The sequence below is a fragment of the Chitinophaga sp. genome (genome assembly GCF_039596155.1).
Classification (GTDB): domain Bacteria; phylum Bacteroidota; class Bacteroidia; order Chitinophagales; family Chitinophagaceae; genus Chitinophaga.
The window spans coordinates 21640-37947 of record NZ_JBCNKF010000033.1 but is presented as its reverse complement, the minus strand read 5'-3'; the positions used below and the strand labels follow the sequence as shown (position 1 = coordinate 37947).

At 44.9% G+C, this 16308-nt stretch carries 10 protein-coding genes; 6 read left to right on the top strand and 4 right to left on the bottom strand.

The genetic code is table 11. From position 1 onward, the window contains the following. Window positions 1-11 precede the first annotated feature (11 nt). Window positions 12-1643: a RagB/SusD family nutrient uptake outer membrane protein gene (locus ABDW33_RS25630; protein WP_343692957.1), complete on the top strand. Its 1632-nt coding sequence runs from the start codon at window positions 12-14 to the stop codon at window positions 1641-1643. A gap of 58 nt (window positions 1644-1701) precedes the next feature. Here ABDW33_RS25630 and dinB read toward each other — a convergent pair whose 3' ends face one another. After that, complete coding sequence (dinB, locus tag ABDW33_RS25625) at window positions 1702-2796, bottom strand: DNA polymerase IV (RefSeq protein WP_343692956.1); 1095 nt, start codon at window positions 2794-2796, stop codon at window positions 1702-1704. Window positions 2797-2825: 29 nt separating this feature from the next. Continuing rightward, entirely contained in the window at window positions 2826-5381 is a 2556-nt protein-coding gene (locus ABDW33_RS25620; protein WP_343692955.1) for a hypothetical protein, read from the bottom strand. Between the two features lie 224 nt (window positions 5382-5605). Here ABDW33_RS25620 and ABDW33_RS25615 point away from each other — a divergent pair, with 224 nt between their 5' ends. The 5 genes from ABDW33_RS25615 (at window position 5606) to ABDW33_RS25595 (ending at window position 14452) form a co-directional block, all read left to right on the top strand. Further along, window positions 5606-8815 carry a TonB-dependent receptor gene (locus ABDW33_RS25615; RefSeq protein ID WP_343692954.1) on the top strand — a complete coding sequence of 1070 codons (3210 nt, stop codon included), beginning with the start codon at window positions 5606-5608 and terminating at the stop codon, window positions 8813-8815. Window positions 8816-8833: 18 nt separating this feature from the next. Next, complete coding sequence (locus tag ABDW33_RS25610; RefSeq protein WP_343692953.1) at window positions 8834-10657, top strand: RagB/SusD family nutrient uptake outer membrane protein; 1824 nt, start codon at window positions 8834-8836, stop codon at window positions 10655-10657. A 25-nt stretch (window positions 10658-10682) separates the two neighbouring features. Further along, window positions 10683-11603, top strand: a complete 921-nt coding sequence (locus tag ABDW33_RS25605; protein WP_343692952.1) for an endonuclease/exonuclease/phosphatase family protein — start codon at window positions 10683-10685, stop codon at window positions 11601-11603. A 159-nt stretch (window positions 11604-11762) separates the two neighbouring features. After that, on the top strand, window positions 11763-13871 hold the full coding sequence (locus tag ABDW33_RS25600) for a GH92 family glycosyl hydrolase (RefSeq protein ID WP_343692951.1): 2109 nt from the start codon (window positions 11763-11765) through the stop codon (window positions 13869-13871). Window positions 13872-14155: 284 nt separating this feature from the next. After that, the gene (locus ABDW33_RS25595; RefSeq protein WP_343692950.1) at window positions 14156-14452 is read left to right on the top strand and encodes a hypothetical protein; all 297 of its coding nucleotides are present in this window, start codon (window positions 14156-14158) and stop codon (window positions 14450-14452) included. A gap of 32 nt (window positions 14453-14484) precedes the next feature. Here the strand turns inward: ABDW33_RS25595 and ABDW33_RS25590 are convergent, their stop codons facing one another. Beyond that, window positions 14485-15468, bottom strand: a complete 984-nt coding sequence (locus ABDW33_RS25590; protein ID WP_343692949.1) for a tetratricopeptide repeat protein — start codon at window positions 15466-15468, stop codon at window positions 14485-14487. A gap of 255 nt (window positions 15469-15723) precedes the next feature. After that, on the bottom strand, window positions 15724-16155 hold the full coding sequence (locus ABDW33_RS25585) for a MarR family transcriptional regulator (RefSeq protein ID WP_343692948.1): 432 nt from the start codon (window positions 16153-16155) through the stop codon (window positions 15724-15726). Window positions 16156-16308 lie beyond the last annotated feature (153 nt).

Sequence of the window (16308 nt, the reverse complement as noted above, 5' to 3'; positions counted from 1 at the left end):
AAACTTGTCGAATGAAACGATTTAAAAAGATAGCTGTATATACAAGTCTGGCTTTACTTCCGGTACTGGCAAACAGCTGTACAAACCTGGATGAGAAAGCGTACGATACACTGCTCACAAATAATTTCTACAATAATAAGAATGAGGTAGTGTCTGCCGTACTCAGACCCTACACACATGCAAATGCATGGATCACTCCCGGTCAGAGTGGCTGGTGGCGCCTGAGCGAACTATCCGGCGATCAGCTGGCATGGCCGCAGAAAGGTCGTCATGGTTACGACAATGGTCAGTGGATCCGTTTGCATTATCATACCTGGACGGTAGATGAATCTACTGTACTGAACTGTTGGAACCTGTTGTGGACAGGTTTAGGTTTCTGTAATGATGCGATCGGCAATATCGAAGGGCGTGATGCTGCGAAGATGGGGCTTACACAGGTAGAAAAAGATGGTTTCACCGGTGAGCTGCGTTTACTGCGTGCTTTCCACTACCTGCGTTTGATGGATATCTATGGTAATATCCCGATCGTAACAACGGTAGGTGAGCCTGTGAGTCCTGAGACGAAGCCGCGTGCGGAAGTATTTTCTTTCATTGAAAAGGAAATCAAAGACAATATTGATAAGAGTCCGAACCTGTCAAAAGCATTGTTAGGTCGTATGTCAAAAGCAGGCGGGTATGCTATGCTGGCTGAATTGTACCTGAATGCGGAGAAGTGGTCTGGTACTGCACGCTGGGATGATTGTATTGCTGCCTGTGATGCGCTGATCAATAATACAGCCGGTGGTATGAATGGTGCACTGGCACTGGATACCAACCTGACAGATACGTATAAGCCATCCAATGATCTGTCTAAAGAGATCATCTTCTCTATAGCATATGATTATATTATTTCCAACTTCTCACCGCAGTGGCCGGGTGATTTCTATCATTTCAACCAGGGTCAGATCAATGGGAATCCGATCAATGGGAATGATGGGGTAGTGGTGATACCAGGTGTATATACCACTTTCGAAGATGCGGATAAGCGTAAGAAAGAATGGCTGCTGATAGGCCCACAATGGAAATATGGTTCTGCAGACACTATACCGGTGATTTGTAGTGGTGGTAATGAGTACGATGGTAAGCAACTGGTATTTGTGGATAACATCCGTAAGAATGCACAGGGTAGTACAGTGTCTGATATGACGCAGGGTGAAGAGAATAGTGGAGTGCGTTTTAACAAATACAGGCTCGGTCCATTGACAGATCCGAATTACCGTAGTTGTGACTGGGCTGTGTACCGGTTATCATGGATCTATTTTGTAAAGGCGGAGGCGATCATGCGTAAGAATGGCGGTGTAGCAACACAGGAAGCGGTGGACCTGGTGAATACAATTAAGAAGCGTGCCTACAGCGCTGCTGACTGGCCTGCACATGCCTATACTACGACTACGCTTACCATGGATGAACTGCTGGCTGAACTGGGTCGTGAGTTTATCTTTGAAGGGTATAGAAGACAGGAACTGATCCGTTTTGGAAAGTACACCACGAATACGTGGTGGGATCATAAGCCCTCTGAGGCATACAGGGAGTTGTTCCCGATTCCGAGAACGCAGTTGCAGTTGAACGCGAATCTGAAACAGAATGATGGATATCCTAACTAGGGACCGTTCTAATGAATAGTTAACAAAAAAGGTTTTGCCAGCGGCAAAACCTTTTTTGTTAGTCGAATAATGACAGTTGGGTGCTATTGCCGCGAATTGTTATCATCTCTCCAAAATTCGATAGAGAGATACCCAATAACCTGATCGGTTTATCTTCATGATCTACGGCTGCCAATAACTTTTGCGCCGTTTTTACGATGATCTCCACATCATCTGTTGCAAAGGGTAAAGACTGATTCCGGGTGATCTGCTTAAAATCGCTATACTTCACTTTGAGTGTAATTGTCCGACCTTTTAAATTGTGTCTTTTAAGCCTTGTGGTGACCAATCCTCCGATTCTTTCCAGTTCCCTGTTCATCGCCTCTACCTCCGTTAAATCGACCGGAAAAGTATCTTCTGCACCTGCTGATTTTGTTTCTCTGTGTGGCTGCACTTCCCGGTCATCTATTCCTCTTACGATGCGGTAATAAAAAGCCCCTGGTTTCCCAAAATACTGTTTGATCTCGTTCTCTGACAGCCGTTTCAGATCGGCTCCTGTATGTAAGCCCATTTTCTTCATTTTCTCCGCTGTCACTTTGCCCACACCATGAAACTTTTCCACGGGTAGCTGCTCCATAAAACTGGTGATCTGGGAAGGGCCAATGAAGGTGAGGCCATCGGGTTTATTCATATCTGAGGCAATCTTTGCCACGAATTTATTGATAGACACGCCTGCGGATGCAGTGAGCCGTAGTTCGTCCTTAATGGCCTGTTTGATGAGTCTGGCAATCTCAATAGCTGATCCGATCCCCTGTTTATCCACACTCACATCCAGGTAGGCTTCATCCAGCGACAATGGTTCGATAAGGTCAGTATACCGGCTGAAAATTTCCCGGATATGCCTGGAGGCTTCTTTATAGACATCAAATCTTGGATAAACAAAGATCCCGTCAGGGCAGAGTTGTCCCGCTCGCCTCGAAGACATGGCAGAACGGACGCCGAATTTACGGGCTTCGTAAGAGGCGGTGGCTACTACACCGCGGCTATTGGGCGGGCCTCCTACAATAACAGGTTTGCCGCGGTATTCCGGATGATCCCGCTGCTCTACGGAAGCATAGAAAGCATCCATATCGATATGAATGATCTTCCTCTTTTTATTTTCTTCCTGTTCCATGGCACCTGTCTATAAGGTGCAAAGATACATTAATCATTAACCATCACCGCCAGATAATCTTTCTCAAATGGCTCGCCGTAAAGGGTCTCATATTCATGCTTAAAGGTCCTGAAAAGGCTTCTGGCCGTTGCATGCTGGTGCATGGCAACCAGTGCCCTGCATTTATACATCACGGCTTCTTCGCAGAGGGAATCAAAATGTAACATACTATCGCAGGTCTGTATCACCTCTTCCGGTTGTAAATGCTCTGCATGTTCATCCAGGTGCCTGGTAAAAATATGCAGCAGTTCTGTGGTCAGGTCCGATTTAAATTTATCCAGCCAGCTATAATCCGTCTCCATGAGTAATCCTCCCCTGCCACATACCTGCACTAATTGAGAGATATCATTTTTGAGTATCAGATCATGGCAGTGCCGGACGTCTACATAGATCTGCCCGTCGAAGGTTAATTGCCATTTTCCATTTTCTTTCACCAGGCTGTAATCACCTAATTTTTCCAGGATATTTTTCAGCTTCACCATATTCACTGACCGGTTATTTTTTGCGTCTTTCACCGATCTTCCTGTCCAGAGAATTTCATTAATCTTTTCGGAGGAGATCCCTTTTCTTCCGAAAGAAGAATGTAAGCATATTAATAAGAATAGTTCTTTCACCAAAGGACTGAACAGTTTAGTCACATCATTGCCTTCTTTGTCAATGACTGTGAAATGTCCTAATAAATATACAGCAGCTTTTTGCTTTTCCACGGGTGCAGGCAACTCCAGTATCCTGAATGCCGGTATTTTTTTAGGAGGTTCCGGCAGCTGATACATTGTGATGACGGGTGTCGTTTTTTCCTGTTTCTTTCTTCGCAGGGAGAGTCCGATAAATAGGGCGGTTAATGCAGTTAATCCCCAGATCAGGTATTGGTAATCTCTTTCCACGATACCTGTATCAGGTATTAATAATGCGGGTGGGAAAAGGATCGTGTTAATCTTTATTTCAGTAACGTTATTCTCGGCGTTGTATAAGGTTACTGCGATTAATTCCTGTCCTCTGGGGTAATAATATAGAGAAGCAGTGGATTTGATGTCGTAAAACCGGTAAGGTAATTTATTGCCGAGTTGAATATATCCCGGTTTTTCCAGGGAGCCTTTGATTAATTGTAAGGAAGATTCCATCCTGTCATTAGCATAGGCTAATGCATAGAATGCTTTCTCTTTTGTATCTACCACCATGGTATTGCCGAAGGCCATGGGCCTGTCTGGTTTTTCCAGGGTATAGATTTTTTTGAAGGTATGGTTCTTTACATTGAATAGCAGCAGATCGTAAAAATTTTCCGGGTTTAGCAGCTGGTCGCCGGTGGCACTGCCGTGTCCTCCCAGTATGTATGCAGAATCGCCGTTTCCAGTAGTACCTAATGCGGCCATGTATCTGGGAGCAAATTTATCTCCTTTTGCAACGACTGTTTTCCACTGATCATTAGCGGTGTTGTATTGCTGTACTTCTGCCGTGTAATGATAATGTCCATAACCACCGAGCACGTAAAGGCTACTATCGTAGGAGGAATAGAAGTGATTATGCTGCCAGAATCCGGTGACTTTATCTCCTTCTGCGGGCTTGCTCCATGTACGTTGTGCTGCATCGTACCAGGCTACCTGCTGATCATCCACAAAGTAGTTCATGAGTTGATGACGCTTTGTGTCGTACTCTGTCACATTGCCGGCGGCCAAAGCCCTGGGTTGTGCCAGTGGTATAGCATTGAGCCTGTTGCCATTGCAGGCGAACTGGTAGAGGGAGTCCTGGCCTGTGATATATAGTATACCTTTCTCCTGATCGAATGTTACGCCTGCGTTACCATTTACTGTTAGTGTTTGCCGCGTATTCCATTCAGTATATGCTTTTGCCAGCCAGATAGGATGTTCTACAACGGCTTTACTATGATGAATGAGGTCGATATCCTTTTCTCCATCATGTTGTCTCAATGCCCAGTGGTATTGCGTTGTGCCTGCCTGTGCAATCTGTACATCACGCAGTCGCATAGCGGGCAGGTCGTATGTATTACTATATTTATTATGATTGGTACCAAATACAATATGCAGCTGGTTGCCTAAAGGAGCGGGCATCGTAGTACTTCCCGCCGGCTGGCCGTTTATCTTTAGTGTAGCAATACCCGTTTGCTCATTGAATGAAAACTGCAGGTGATACCATTTTCCTACCACTTCTGATGGTGGGAACTTGAAAAGAATACCTGTGTATTCATCTCCTGAAACGAGATTAATGGACTGTGTCTGGTTACTATATATAAGATCTGTGTTCTGGCCCTGTTCATTGGTGATTCTGAAAATGTAACCGAAATATGAATCATATCCTGGTGCAAAAGAGAGATCAAATGAAAGGTCAAGATCATTTTTTATAGTCAGTGGTTTGTCTGGAAAAAGATTTAGTGAAGTACGTAACTCCTGTGCTATTTTCTTACCTGCAAACTCAAGTCCATACACATTCTGCGCATACATGCCGGCTGGCAGTAATGCGAACAATGACAATAGAAAAGTAGTAATAAATATATGGTTCTTTACTACAACAGATGCGGGAAGCCCTGGCATACTCCGATTGGCTTTTTAAATAACGTGGCAAATTAGTTTTTGGTTGTCTATTAAACGCAAATGGTAAGTTAAGTTAACTTTAAATATCCTTCAGCGTTAACTGAAAATAGTTAATTATTCCTGAGAATCATAATTTTTTTCGATTAATGCCCGCGTTAATCCCTAATTAACCGCCCTGTTCACCTTCCGAAACTTCTTTTGCAGTACAAAAAAAATTACTCCTCATGAAAAGATGGTTATGCATCCTTCTATTTACATGTTGCGTGCTGAACACATATGCACAGTCGCGTATTGTGAAAGGCCGGGTGACTGACGAAAGCGGGCAACCGATTATTGGTGCAACAGTAAAAGTACTGGGCACTGCTATCGGAACTGGTACTGACGAGAAAGGTCAATTCAGTCTGAATGCAACAGAAAATCCAACTTTGGTGATCAGTTCAATCGGCTTTTTGTCCGACACAGTGCCAGTAACTGCACAGGCTGATGTTCGTGTAAAGATGAAAAGCAATGTGTCGTCCCTCAATGACGTCGTTGTGGTGGGTTATGGTACACAGAAAAAAGTAAACCTGACAGGTGCTGTTACACAGGTGACCGGTAAGGTGCTGGAAAACCGTCCTATTCCCAACCTCAGCCAGGGGCTGCAAGGTGTGATCCCTAACCTGAACCTCACTATGGGCGATGGTAAACCTATCCAGTCGCCTGCCTATAACATCCGCGGTACGACCTCGATTGGCCAGGGTGGTAATGCATTGGTACTGATCGATGGGGTAGAAGGCGATCCAAGTATGCTGAATCCTTCTGATGTAGCAAGTATTTCTGTATTGAAAGATGCATCGTCTGCTGCCGTGTATGGTGCGAGAGCTGCCTTTGGTGTTGTGCTCATCACGACGAAGACACCTACTAAGGATAAAGTGACGGTGACCTACTCATCCAATTATTCCAGCAAGAAACCGACCACTGTTCCTGACATGGTATCTAACGGTTACCAATATGCCAGTGGTTTCAATGATGCATGGTCTGCATGGAATGATTATGCACAGACTCCACAGAATATCAACAAAACCCAGAAGTTCTCAGCCGCTTACCTGCAGGCGCTGAAGGAACATAATGATAATCCTGCGCTGCCTAAAGCCGAAGTGGATGCAAATGGTAACTATGTATATTATGGTAATACTGATTGGTATGACCTGTTATATAAGAACCACACCGCGGCGATGGACCAGAATCTGTCTGTTTCCGGTAGCAGTGGAAAGGCTTCCTATTATATTACAGGTCGTTATTATGGTCAGGACGGTCTCTTCCGTTTTAATTCTGATGACTATAAAATGTATAACATGCGCGCTAAGGGTACTATTCAACTGACGCCATGGCTGCAGGTATATAATAATACAGAATATGCTAACCGTTCTTACCATAACCCGCTGAACGTAGGTGAAGGTGGCGGTATCTTCAGAAACATGGCAGATGAGGCGCATCCCACTTCCATGTTGTTGAACCCTGATGGTACACTTACTTATTCTGCTGCTTATACAGTAGGTGATTTCTATTATGGTAAAAATGGTATCAACCTGGCCAGGCAGATGTTCAGGAATACTACCGGATTTAATGCCAATGTATATAAAAACAAGCTGCGTATCATTGGTAACCTGACCTGGCAAAACATCACAGACGATCAGAAAAGAAGAAGAGTACAGGTGCCTTACAGTGCAGCACCAGGTGTAACAGCCTATGTGGGTACAGGCTATAATGACCTGATGAATGCAGATTCATCTACCAAATACCTGGCTACAAACCTGTATGCGGAATACGAAACTAACATTGGTCCTGACCATTACTTCAAGGCAATGGCGGGTGTGAACTATGAGCAGTCTACCGGTAGCGGTTTCTCGCTCACCAGAAATGGTTTGATCTATAGTGATGCCAATGATATGAACCTGGCATTGGGTAGTAATATCGCTACTGCCGGTGGTTACGAGAAATGGGCGATCCAGGGTGAGTTCTTCCGTTTGAACTATGCCTTTAAAGAGCGTTACCTGTTAGAAGTAAATGGTCGTTATGATGGTAGCTCTAAGTTCCCGGCCAACCAGCGTTATGCATTCTTCCCGTCTGTATCCGGTGGCTGGAGAGTGTCGAAGGAAGCATTCTGGAAGGTACCTGCCAAAGCGATCTCTGACCTGAAAGTACGTGGTTCATGGGGTTCACTGGGTAATGGTAATATCAATTCCTATGCATTCCAGGAGAAATTTGCGATCACCCAGAGCGGTCGCGTGATCAATGGTGTCAGACCACAGCAAACGGGTCAGCCTTCTGTTATTCCCAATGGCCTGACCTGGGAAACTTCTACGACCCGTAACATTGGTCTGGACCTGTCAGCCCTGAATGATCACCTCACTTTCAGTGGTGATATGTATACCCGTGTGACAACCGACATGTTTACCGTAGGTCAGACACTGCCTGCTGTATTTGGTACTGATGTACCAAAAGGTAACTATGCCGACCTGAAAACAAAAGGGTGGGAAATTTCCCTGACCTGGAGAGATCAGTTCAACGTAGCTGAAAAGCCACTTCATTATTCCATCAATGCCAATCTTGCTGACTACTCAGCGACTATCACTAAATATAACAATACCAACAGCAAGCTGACTGACTACTATGCGGGTCAGAAGGTGGGTGAGATCTGGGGTTATGTGAATGATGGTTACTGGACAGCTGACAACGTAGGTCAGGCTGCTGCATCACAGGCGCTGTTCAAAGCTTCCACCAGTGGTCAGTGGTTGCCAGGTGATATTAAGTTCAAAGACCTGAATGGAGATGGTGTGATCAACAATGGTACAAACACGGTGGGTAACCCAGGCGATATGAAAGTGATCGGTAATTCAACGCCCCGTTATACTTATGGTGTAGGTGTAAATGCTGACTGGAACAACTTCTTCTTTGGTGTATTCTTCCAGGGTGTAGGTAAACAGGACTGGTGGCCTGGTAACGAGAACGATGTATTCTGGGGTCAGTATAACAGACCATACAACTACATGCCGAAGTCACAGGTAGGTAAGATCTGGTCAGCAGAGAATCCGAATACTTACTTCCCACGCTATCGTGGTTATGTAGCGCAGAATGGTTCCGGTGAACTGTATGCGAAGCAGACAAAGTATTTACAGAACGTAAGATACCTGCGTATGAAGAATATCCAGGTGGGTTATAACCTGCCTAAGTCGCTGGTCTCAAGAGCGAAACTGCAGGCAGCGAAAATCTACCTGTCAGGCGAGAACCTGTTCTCCTGGTCTCCGCTCTACAAGGTTACCAAAGATCTGGATGTGGAGAGCATTGGTCGTTCCGACATGATCACCAACCCGAACCCTACGGATAACGCGGGTAACGGTAACAACTATCCAATCCTGAAGAGCTTCACCTTAGGTTTAAACATTACCCTGTAAAATTTAAAACGAGCAACAATGCAAACATATATTACCCGGTTGAAATGGACCTCGATGGCCCTGGTGTTGTGGGTACTGGCAGGCAGCTGTTCAAAACAACTTGATCAGCGTCCTGTATCTACTGCGGACAAAGATGCGATTTTCGGTAACGAAGCCGGTCTGAAATTATATGCCACTTCATTCTATGATGTATTGCCTGCTATGGGCGATGTATTCAGGGGAGATGCGATGGCAGACTATAGTGCAGTCAATGCTGTTCCTGATTTCCTGCGCGACGGTGCTTACAACTCCCGTGTGCAGGCAGAGATTGATAACTGGAAATGGACCAAACTGCGTAACATCAACTATTTCCTGGCTAATAACAACAACCCGGCGGTATCGGCTACCATTCGGAATAATTATAATGCGCTGGCGCGTTTCTTCCGTGCGTGGTTCTACTTTGATAAAATAAAAAGGTATGGTGATGTGCCCTGGATCGGTACCCCAATGGGCATAGCCGATAGCGCACTGTATGCAGCGCGTGACAGCCGCAAGCTGGTAATGGACTCCATTATTGCAGACCTGGATTATGCCTGTGCTAATATCACTTTGGGGACAGACGCAACTTCCAGCCAGATCACGAAGTATACTGCTTATGGCCTGAAATCCCGCATATGCCTGTTCGAAGGCACCTACAGGAAGTACCACACATCGCTGGGTATGACGGCAGATGCGCCTGCTTTACTGCAGGCAGCGGCAGATGCTGCTAAGGTAGTAATGGACCAGGGTGGCTATAGCCTGAATCAGTCAGGTGGTACCAGTGGTTCTTATCGCCAGCTGTTTATCAGCGCAGCACCGGTAGCATCGGAGGTGATGCTGGCAAACGTTGCAAGCAGTACCCTGTCTGTATTCAACGATGCCAACTGGTATTATACCAGTGCTACTTATGGTGTGCGGCTCAGCTTAACGCGTAAGTTCATCAATACTTACCTGAATATTGATGGTACGCCATTTACGAATGTAGCCGGGTATGATACCAAGCCATTTGCAGAAGAAACAAAGAACAGGGATCAGCGTTTGTCACAGACTATTCGCATGGGTAGTTATACCCGTACCGATAATGGAAAAACTGTTGCTGCTCCACCGGTATTTTCTTATACTTACACCGGTTATATGCCTAAAAAATGGAGTCTGGATGACACCTATTATGATGGCGGGAGTAACAATACGAATTCCATTTGTATCATGCGTTATGCAGAAATACTGCTGAACTATGCGGAAGCCAAAGCTGAACTGGGTACACTGACGGATGCCGATTGGGCAGCGACAGTAGGTGCACTCAGGGCAAGAGCTGGTATTACCAGTGGAACTGCAGCAAAACCAACCGTAGCTGATCCGTATCTAACGACTAACTATTTCAACAAAGCAGGCGATCCTACCGATGCGACTATCCTGGAGATCAGGAGAGAGCGTGGTATAGAACTGGTATTGGAAGGTTTCCGTTTCTATGACCTGGTAAGATGGAATGATGGTGAACTGCTGGTGCAGCAATGGAATGGTATGTATGTACCGGCATTGGATGTACCTATGGACCTGAACGGTGATGGTGTAATGGATGTATGTTTCTATCAGACGCTGCCAGCCAACCAGGTGAAGGGGGTGACTTACATCAGCGTAGCACCAACCGTGAATGGTGTAACCAATCCTACACAGTTATCGCATGGTACTTATGGAGAGATCAAGTGGCTGGATAACATTGCGCGGGTGAAGTGGGCAGACTTCCGCTACCTGTATCCATTACCATATACAGAGCTGCAGCTGAACAACAAACTTGTGCAGAATCCTGGATGGGAGAATTTGTAATTAATATTTCATAAAATAGATGCAGATGAAAAAATGGTTCTTAATGATGGTTGGCTTTGCCGTAATGACCACGGCTGTAATGGCGCAGCAATTTACGGTAGGCACTTACAACATGCGCAACAACAACCATGACAATGGTGATGTGGAGCGTGGTGATGGATGGCAACAACGTTATCCGGTGATAGCTTCGTTGATACAATTTCATGGGTTTGATATTTTCGGTACACAGGAGTGTCTGAAAGATCAGCTGGAGAATATCAAAGAAAGCCTGCCGGGTTATGCTTACATCGGAGTAGGTCGTGATGATGGAAAAGATAAAGGAGAACATTCTGCTATCTTCTATAACACCGCTAAATTTAAACTGCTGGAAAAGGGAGATTTCTGGATGTCTACAGTGACTGATAAGCCAAACAAAGGATGGGATGCGGTGCTGCCAAGAATTTGCTCATGGGGTAAGTTCAGGGAAGTGAAAACCGGCTTCACCTTTTTCTTCTTCAATCTTCACATGGATCATGTGGGTGTGGTAGCCAGAGCAGAAAGTGCAAAGCTTGTGATGGAGAAGATCAGGACAATGGCAGGTACGACGCCAACTATCCTGACGGGTGATTTCAACGTAGATCAGAACAGTGAATCTTACCAGCTGATCAATACCTCCGGCTTACTGAAAGATGCCTATGAAACCACTGCTGTTCGCTATGCGCTGAACGGTACGTTCAATGCATTCAAGTCTAATAGTATGACGAACAGCCGTATTGATCACATCTTCCTGACCAAACAGTTCAAAGTACAGAAGTATGGTATCCTGACAGATTCTTATCGCAGCAAAGATGCGGATGCAGCTAAAACTGATGCAGGCAACTTCCCTAAAGAAGTTGGGCTGGAAAAGTACACTGCAAGGGAACCTTCAGATCACTTTCCTGTAATGGCGGTCATTAGCTTAAAATAATTCCTGCTATCCTGTGAAAACCGGAGGTGGTCTCAAAAGTAATCTGAACGTATCGGGCATCGTTTATACGAAATATCGTGCATCAGGTACCCGGATACAACCGGGTAAAAATTACTTTTGAGACACCTCTTTTTTGTTTTATTACTTCAATAAATATTTGTGCGACCTGCGGTACTTATTCCACTTTTATGGCTGTGTTGCTGTCGCCCGGCAGCACCAGCGGGAAATGAAAATTATATTGACCCGACAATTGGTAATATTTCCCCATTACTACAGCCCACAAGACCACAATTACACCGGCCTAACCAAATGATCAGGGTATATCCTTTAAGAAAAGATTATACCGATGATGAGATCACAGCCTTTCCCTTACAGGTAGTGGGGCACAATGCAGGCGAGGTGTTTTGTATCAAGCCGGTGACAGATAGTACGCGATGGGAGCGAAAACAATTGTATGATCATGAATCAGAAGAAATACATCCGTGGTATTATCGCAACTGGCTGGTGGAAGATCAGATCCAGGTAGAATATGCACCAGGTAGAAAATGTGGCATGTACAGGTTTACATATCCTGCACATGCTGCACATCGCTTGTTGTTATCTCCTGTGGATAACTGGGTGCTGAACGGGAATGGAGAGATCACCGGGACGAGTTTGTATCATGGAGATACAAAGGTGTATCTGTATGGACAGTTTGATAGTCCTTACGATGCGGCACTGACGTTTAAGGATAGTATCGTTTCTTTAAAATATGCGATTTCATATATCAGTGTGGCAGCAGCGAAGGTGAGTTTTGAACAGGAACTGGCGGGAAAGGGATTTGCAGAGATCAGGAAGACAGCGGAGGCTGCATGGCACCGGGTGATGAACCAGGTAACGGTAGAAGGTGGCACAGTGGCGCAGCGTCGTGCATTTTTCACTGCGCTGTATCGTAGTCATGAGCGCATGGTAAATATCAGCGAGGAGGGCGCTTATTACAGTGGTTTTGATAAACAGGTGCATGCAGATGTACGACCTTTTTATGTAGATGATGCTGCGTGGGATACTTACCAGGCATTGCATCCGTTGCGGATGATCCTGCATCCGCACCAGGAGGAAGATATGCTGGCATCTTATGTACGGATGTATGAGCAGAGCGGCTGGATGCCGCAGTTCCCGCGGTTATTCGGGGATCACGCGTGTATGAACGGATTTCATTCAACGATTATATTTTTAGATGCATATAGGAAGGGATTGCATATTGCGGATATGGAGAAAGCCTACGAAGGGATGAAGAAGAATGCATTGCAGGCTACGATGCTGCCATGGAGAAATGGCATACTAACGTCGTTGGATGTATTTTATGCACAGCATGGATATTACCCGGCATTACATCCGGGTGAGAAAGAAACGGTGGCAGAAGTGGATACGTTTGAGAAAAGACAGTCAGTAGCCGTGACATTGGGGCATAGTTATGATGATTGGGCGCTGGGGCAACTGGCGAAGGAATTGAGGCATGACAGTGATGCGGTATTTTTTGGGGCCCGGGCCAAAGCATATATGAATGTATGGAATGAGGAGAAGCATTTTTTTATGCCGAAAGATGAGAAGGGGCAATGGATAGATATAGATCCGGGATGGGATGGTGGTGCCGGGGGCCGGGATTATTACGATGAAAATAATGGCTGGACGTATCAGTGGCAGGTAGCGCAGGATATTCCGGCATTGATTGGATTGATGGGAGGGCCGCGTGCATTTGCGCATCGGTTGGATACGTTGTTCCATGCCGTGCTGGGCAGACAGCGGTACCAGTTCTGGGCGAAGTTTCCGGATGCGACGGGGTTGATAGGGCAGTATTCGATGGGAAATGAGCCGGGATTTCATATTCCTTACTTATATAATTATGTAGGGCAGGGCTGGAAGACCCAAAGGATGATACGATCGTTGCTGGATATATGGTTTAAGGACAATGAGTTTGGGATACCAGGAGATGAAGATGGTGGCGGTATGAGTGCATTTGTCGTGTTTTCATCCATGGGATTTTATCCTGTCACGGCGGGGGAGCCGGTGTATACGATTGGCAGCCCTGTGTTTAGTAAGGTGGTGGTGCACCTGGAGAATGGAAAGGATTTTACGATGGTGGCACACAATTGTTCAGCAGTAAACAAGTATGTACAGGGAGTGAAGATGAATGGAAAGGAGCGGAAGGCGTTGTTCTTTACACATGCGGAGTTGATGGCAGGGGGTACATTGGAATTAGAAATGGGGGATAAGCCTGCCCGTTTGTAGGGTGTGATAATTACCGAATAAGTACATGTACTCAGCTTCCAGAAGGGTAAAAAATAGCTCCCTACTGGTTAGACGTTGATAAACAATAAGTTGTTTATACAATATTAAAAAACGCTATATAAATCTCGTTTGGCGCATAGGTTTTAAGAAACTAATCACCCATACATTGCGTATATTTTGAATGTATTTATACGCTCATTTTTAGTTTACCTATGATACACTTACAAGACAGCACTGTTTACGTAGCAATCTTCGGAGTTTTGGCCTCCTTGATTGTTTTTTTAATGACACGACATTTCTTTTCAAAGCATGGCAAGACTGACTATATCAAGAAGTTAGAGATTGCCAATAATGAAATGTTGTATTCCATCAGACCGTTGCTGGTAGAAAAAAAGGTTCCCTCAAAAGAGATCTTAATGGCCGTAAGATTTTCCACCGCTAAGAAGTACGGTGTTGAACAGAATGATCTTTATGATGAATTCTCTCTTACCAGCGATTTAATCAATGAAACAATAGCTAACTCGTTCCTTACATCGGATCAGAAGTTAGAGTTCTGCAATCTTTTACAATCGATCAAGTAAAAGAGCGTCGTGTAAAACAAATTGAAAGGTCCTTAAGATTTTTTCTTAGGGGCCTTTTTGTTTGTGGTCGTGGTGGCTGGTTTTTTAGTTGTCGCAGCTGGTTTTGTTTTTGCAGCGGTTGTTGTTGTCGCAGCTGGTTTCTTCTGTAATCTTTTCAGTTCTTTGTTAGCGAGTTCTTTCGCTTCGGTGTCTCCGTATTTCAATGCCTGTTCGTAGTACTTCACGGCATTGGTGGTGTCTTTCTTTTTATTGTAGATGTTTGCGATGTTGTTGAGAACGATGAAATCTTTCGGCTCGATAGCGGTTGCTTTCAGGAAGTACCTGAGGGCCATATTCAGGTCACCTTTCATTGTGTAGACGATACCCAGATCTGACAGGCTTTCCACATGTTTAGGATAGTATTTCAGTACTGTTTCGGCAATTTCTTTCATGTTGTCGGCCTGGCTTTTACCGGAGTTGTAGATGGTAGCTACATATTCCTGGATGGCGCTGAGCATGAATTCTTCGGGTTTTTCCAGTGGTTTATTATCAGTCCACTTCCATTTATTTTGAATGGTGGTGGAGTAATTGAGTACGTTGACCAGTTCCTGGGTAAGGGCTGCGTATTTAAAGGTCTCACCGAGCATATATACTTTACCGAAGCGCATATCGAGGCGGTCGGGATATTTGGCTATACCGGCGTTGATGTATTTGAATCCTCTGCCTAAGGGTTCGGGCCGGTAGCCAATTTCGCTGGTATAACCGGCTTGTTTTTTGGCTTTGGGCTTTGTGTCGGCGTCTGGGTGAGGGACTTTGGTAACAATTTCGGTTTTACTTCTGCTTACGTAGAAATTGAAGTAGGCAATGTACAATTCTGCATCATTGGGACGGCCTTTTTCCCACTTTTCTAACAACTTCTTTTGTTTAACCGTATCCCCCTGTTCACATAATTTTTCGAACTCCTGTTTGTAATTCTGAGCCAGAATGGAAGTGGTGGTCAAAGAGCATAATAGAAGAAGCGTAAATAAATGTTTCATAGTCATCATAGGATCTAGGACGGATAAATAATCAAGCTAATCTTCTGTACAGGGGAGCCCGGAAACAGATGGAATAACATTGTTTTTACTACAATCTGGCAGTAGCTGACTCTAGCTCATGCCAATTTAGACACCAAAGTATCTGATTGCCTGTAATTTCTGATTTAAACTATTGATTTTACAAATATAAGTATATTATAACGTATAGGAAGTTTATAATTTTATTTTTGGATAGGGCTGCTTATTAAGTGGTCGTTATCCGTTGTGTTCGGCCAGGCGCTGTAGCAGTGGCAGGAAAGCTTCGATCAGTGTCAGCTCTTCGGTGGAGAAGAGTTGATCCATGGCCTTTATGAGCCATTCTTCCTTGATCCGGCGGTTCTCGTCGAGGTGCTTTTTACCGGCTTCGGTGAGTGTGATGAGTACTTTTCTTTTATCGGACTCGTCGGCGGTGCGGCCTACGACACCGGCTTCAACTAATCTGTTGATAATCTGAGAGATAGCCTGGGCGGAGATGCGTTCCAGGTCTGCCAGGGTGGAGGGAAGCATGCTGCCATGCTGGTCGAGTAACCCCATAGTGAGTAGTTCGGCATTGGAGAATGCAGATGAAATATTTTGCTTACGCAGTTGCCTGTTGAGGCGGGTGATGGTGCTGCGCAACGAGGCAGCTACCTCATAGGTTGTAGACATTTTGCAAAGGTACTTTAGTTTTTTTGAATTTCCTTCAAGATGAGGAATAACTCATTATTAGGTGATTTATACCTGATATTGCCCTTAAAGTTCCCTATTTTGGTCCTTTTTAAGGATGTTTTTAACGTTTTAGTCTGTTTAGTTCTCTAAAAA

Coding starts and splice junctions, on each gene's coding strand:
- ABDW33_RS25630 (WP_343692957.1), top strand. CDS start 12: ATGAAACGATTTAAAAAGATAGCTGTATATACAAGTCTGGCTTTACTT.
- dinB (WP_343692956.1), bottom strand. CDS start 2,796: ATGGAACAGGAAGAAAATAAAAAGAGGAAGATCATTCATATCGATATG.
- ABDW33_RS25620 (WP_343692955.1), bottom strand. CDS start 5,381: ATGCCAGGGCTTCCCGCATCTGTTGTAGTAAAGAACCATATATTTATT.
- ABDW33_RS25615 (WP_343692954.1), top strand. CDS start 5,606: ATGAAAAGATGGTTATGCATCCTTCTATTTACATGTTGCGTGCTGAAC.
- ABDW33_RS25610 (WP_343692953.1), top strand. CDS start 8,834: ATGCAAACATATATTACCCGGTTGAAATGGACCTCGATGGCCCTGGTG.
- ABDW33_RS25605 (WP_343692952.1), top strand. CDS start 10,683: ATGAAAAAATGGTTCTTAATGATGGTTGGCTTTGCCGTAATGACCACG.
- ABDW33_RS25595 (WP_343692950.1), top strand. CDS start 14,156: ATGACACGACATTTCTTTTCAAAGCATGGCAAGACTGACTATATCAAG.
- ABDW33_RS25590 (WP_343692949.1), bottom strand. CDS start 15,468: ATGAAACATTTATTTACGCTTCTTCTATTATGCTCTTTGACCACCACT.
- ABDW33_RS25585 (WP_343692948.1), bottom strand. CDS start 16,155: ATGTCTACAACCTATGAGGTAGCTGCCTCGTTGCGCAGCACCATCACC.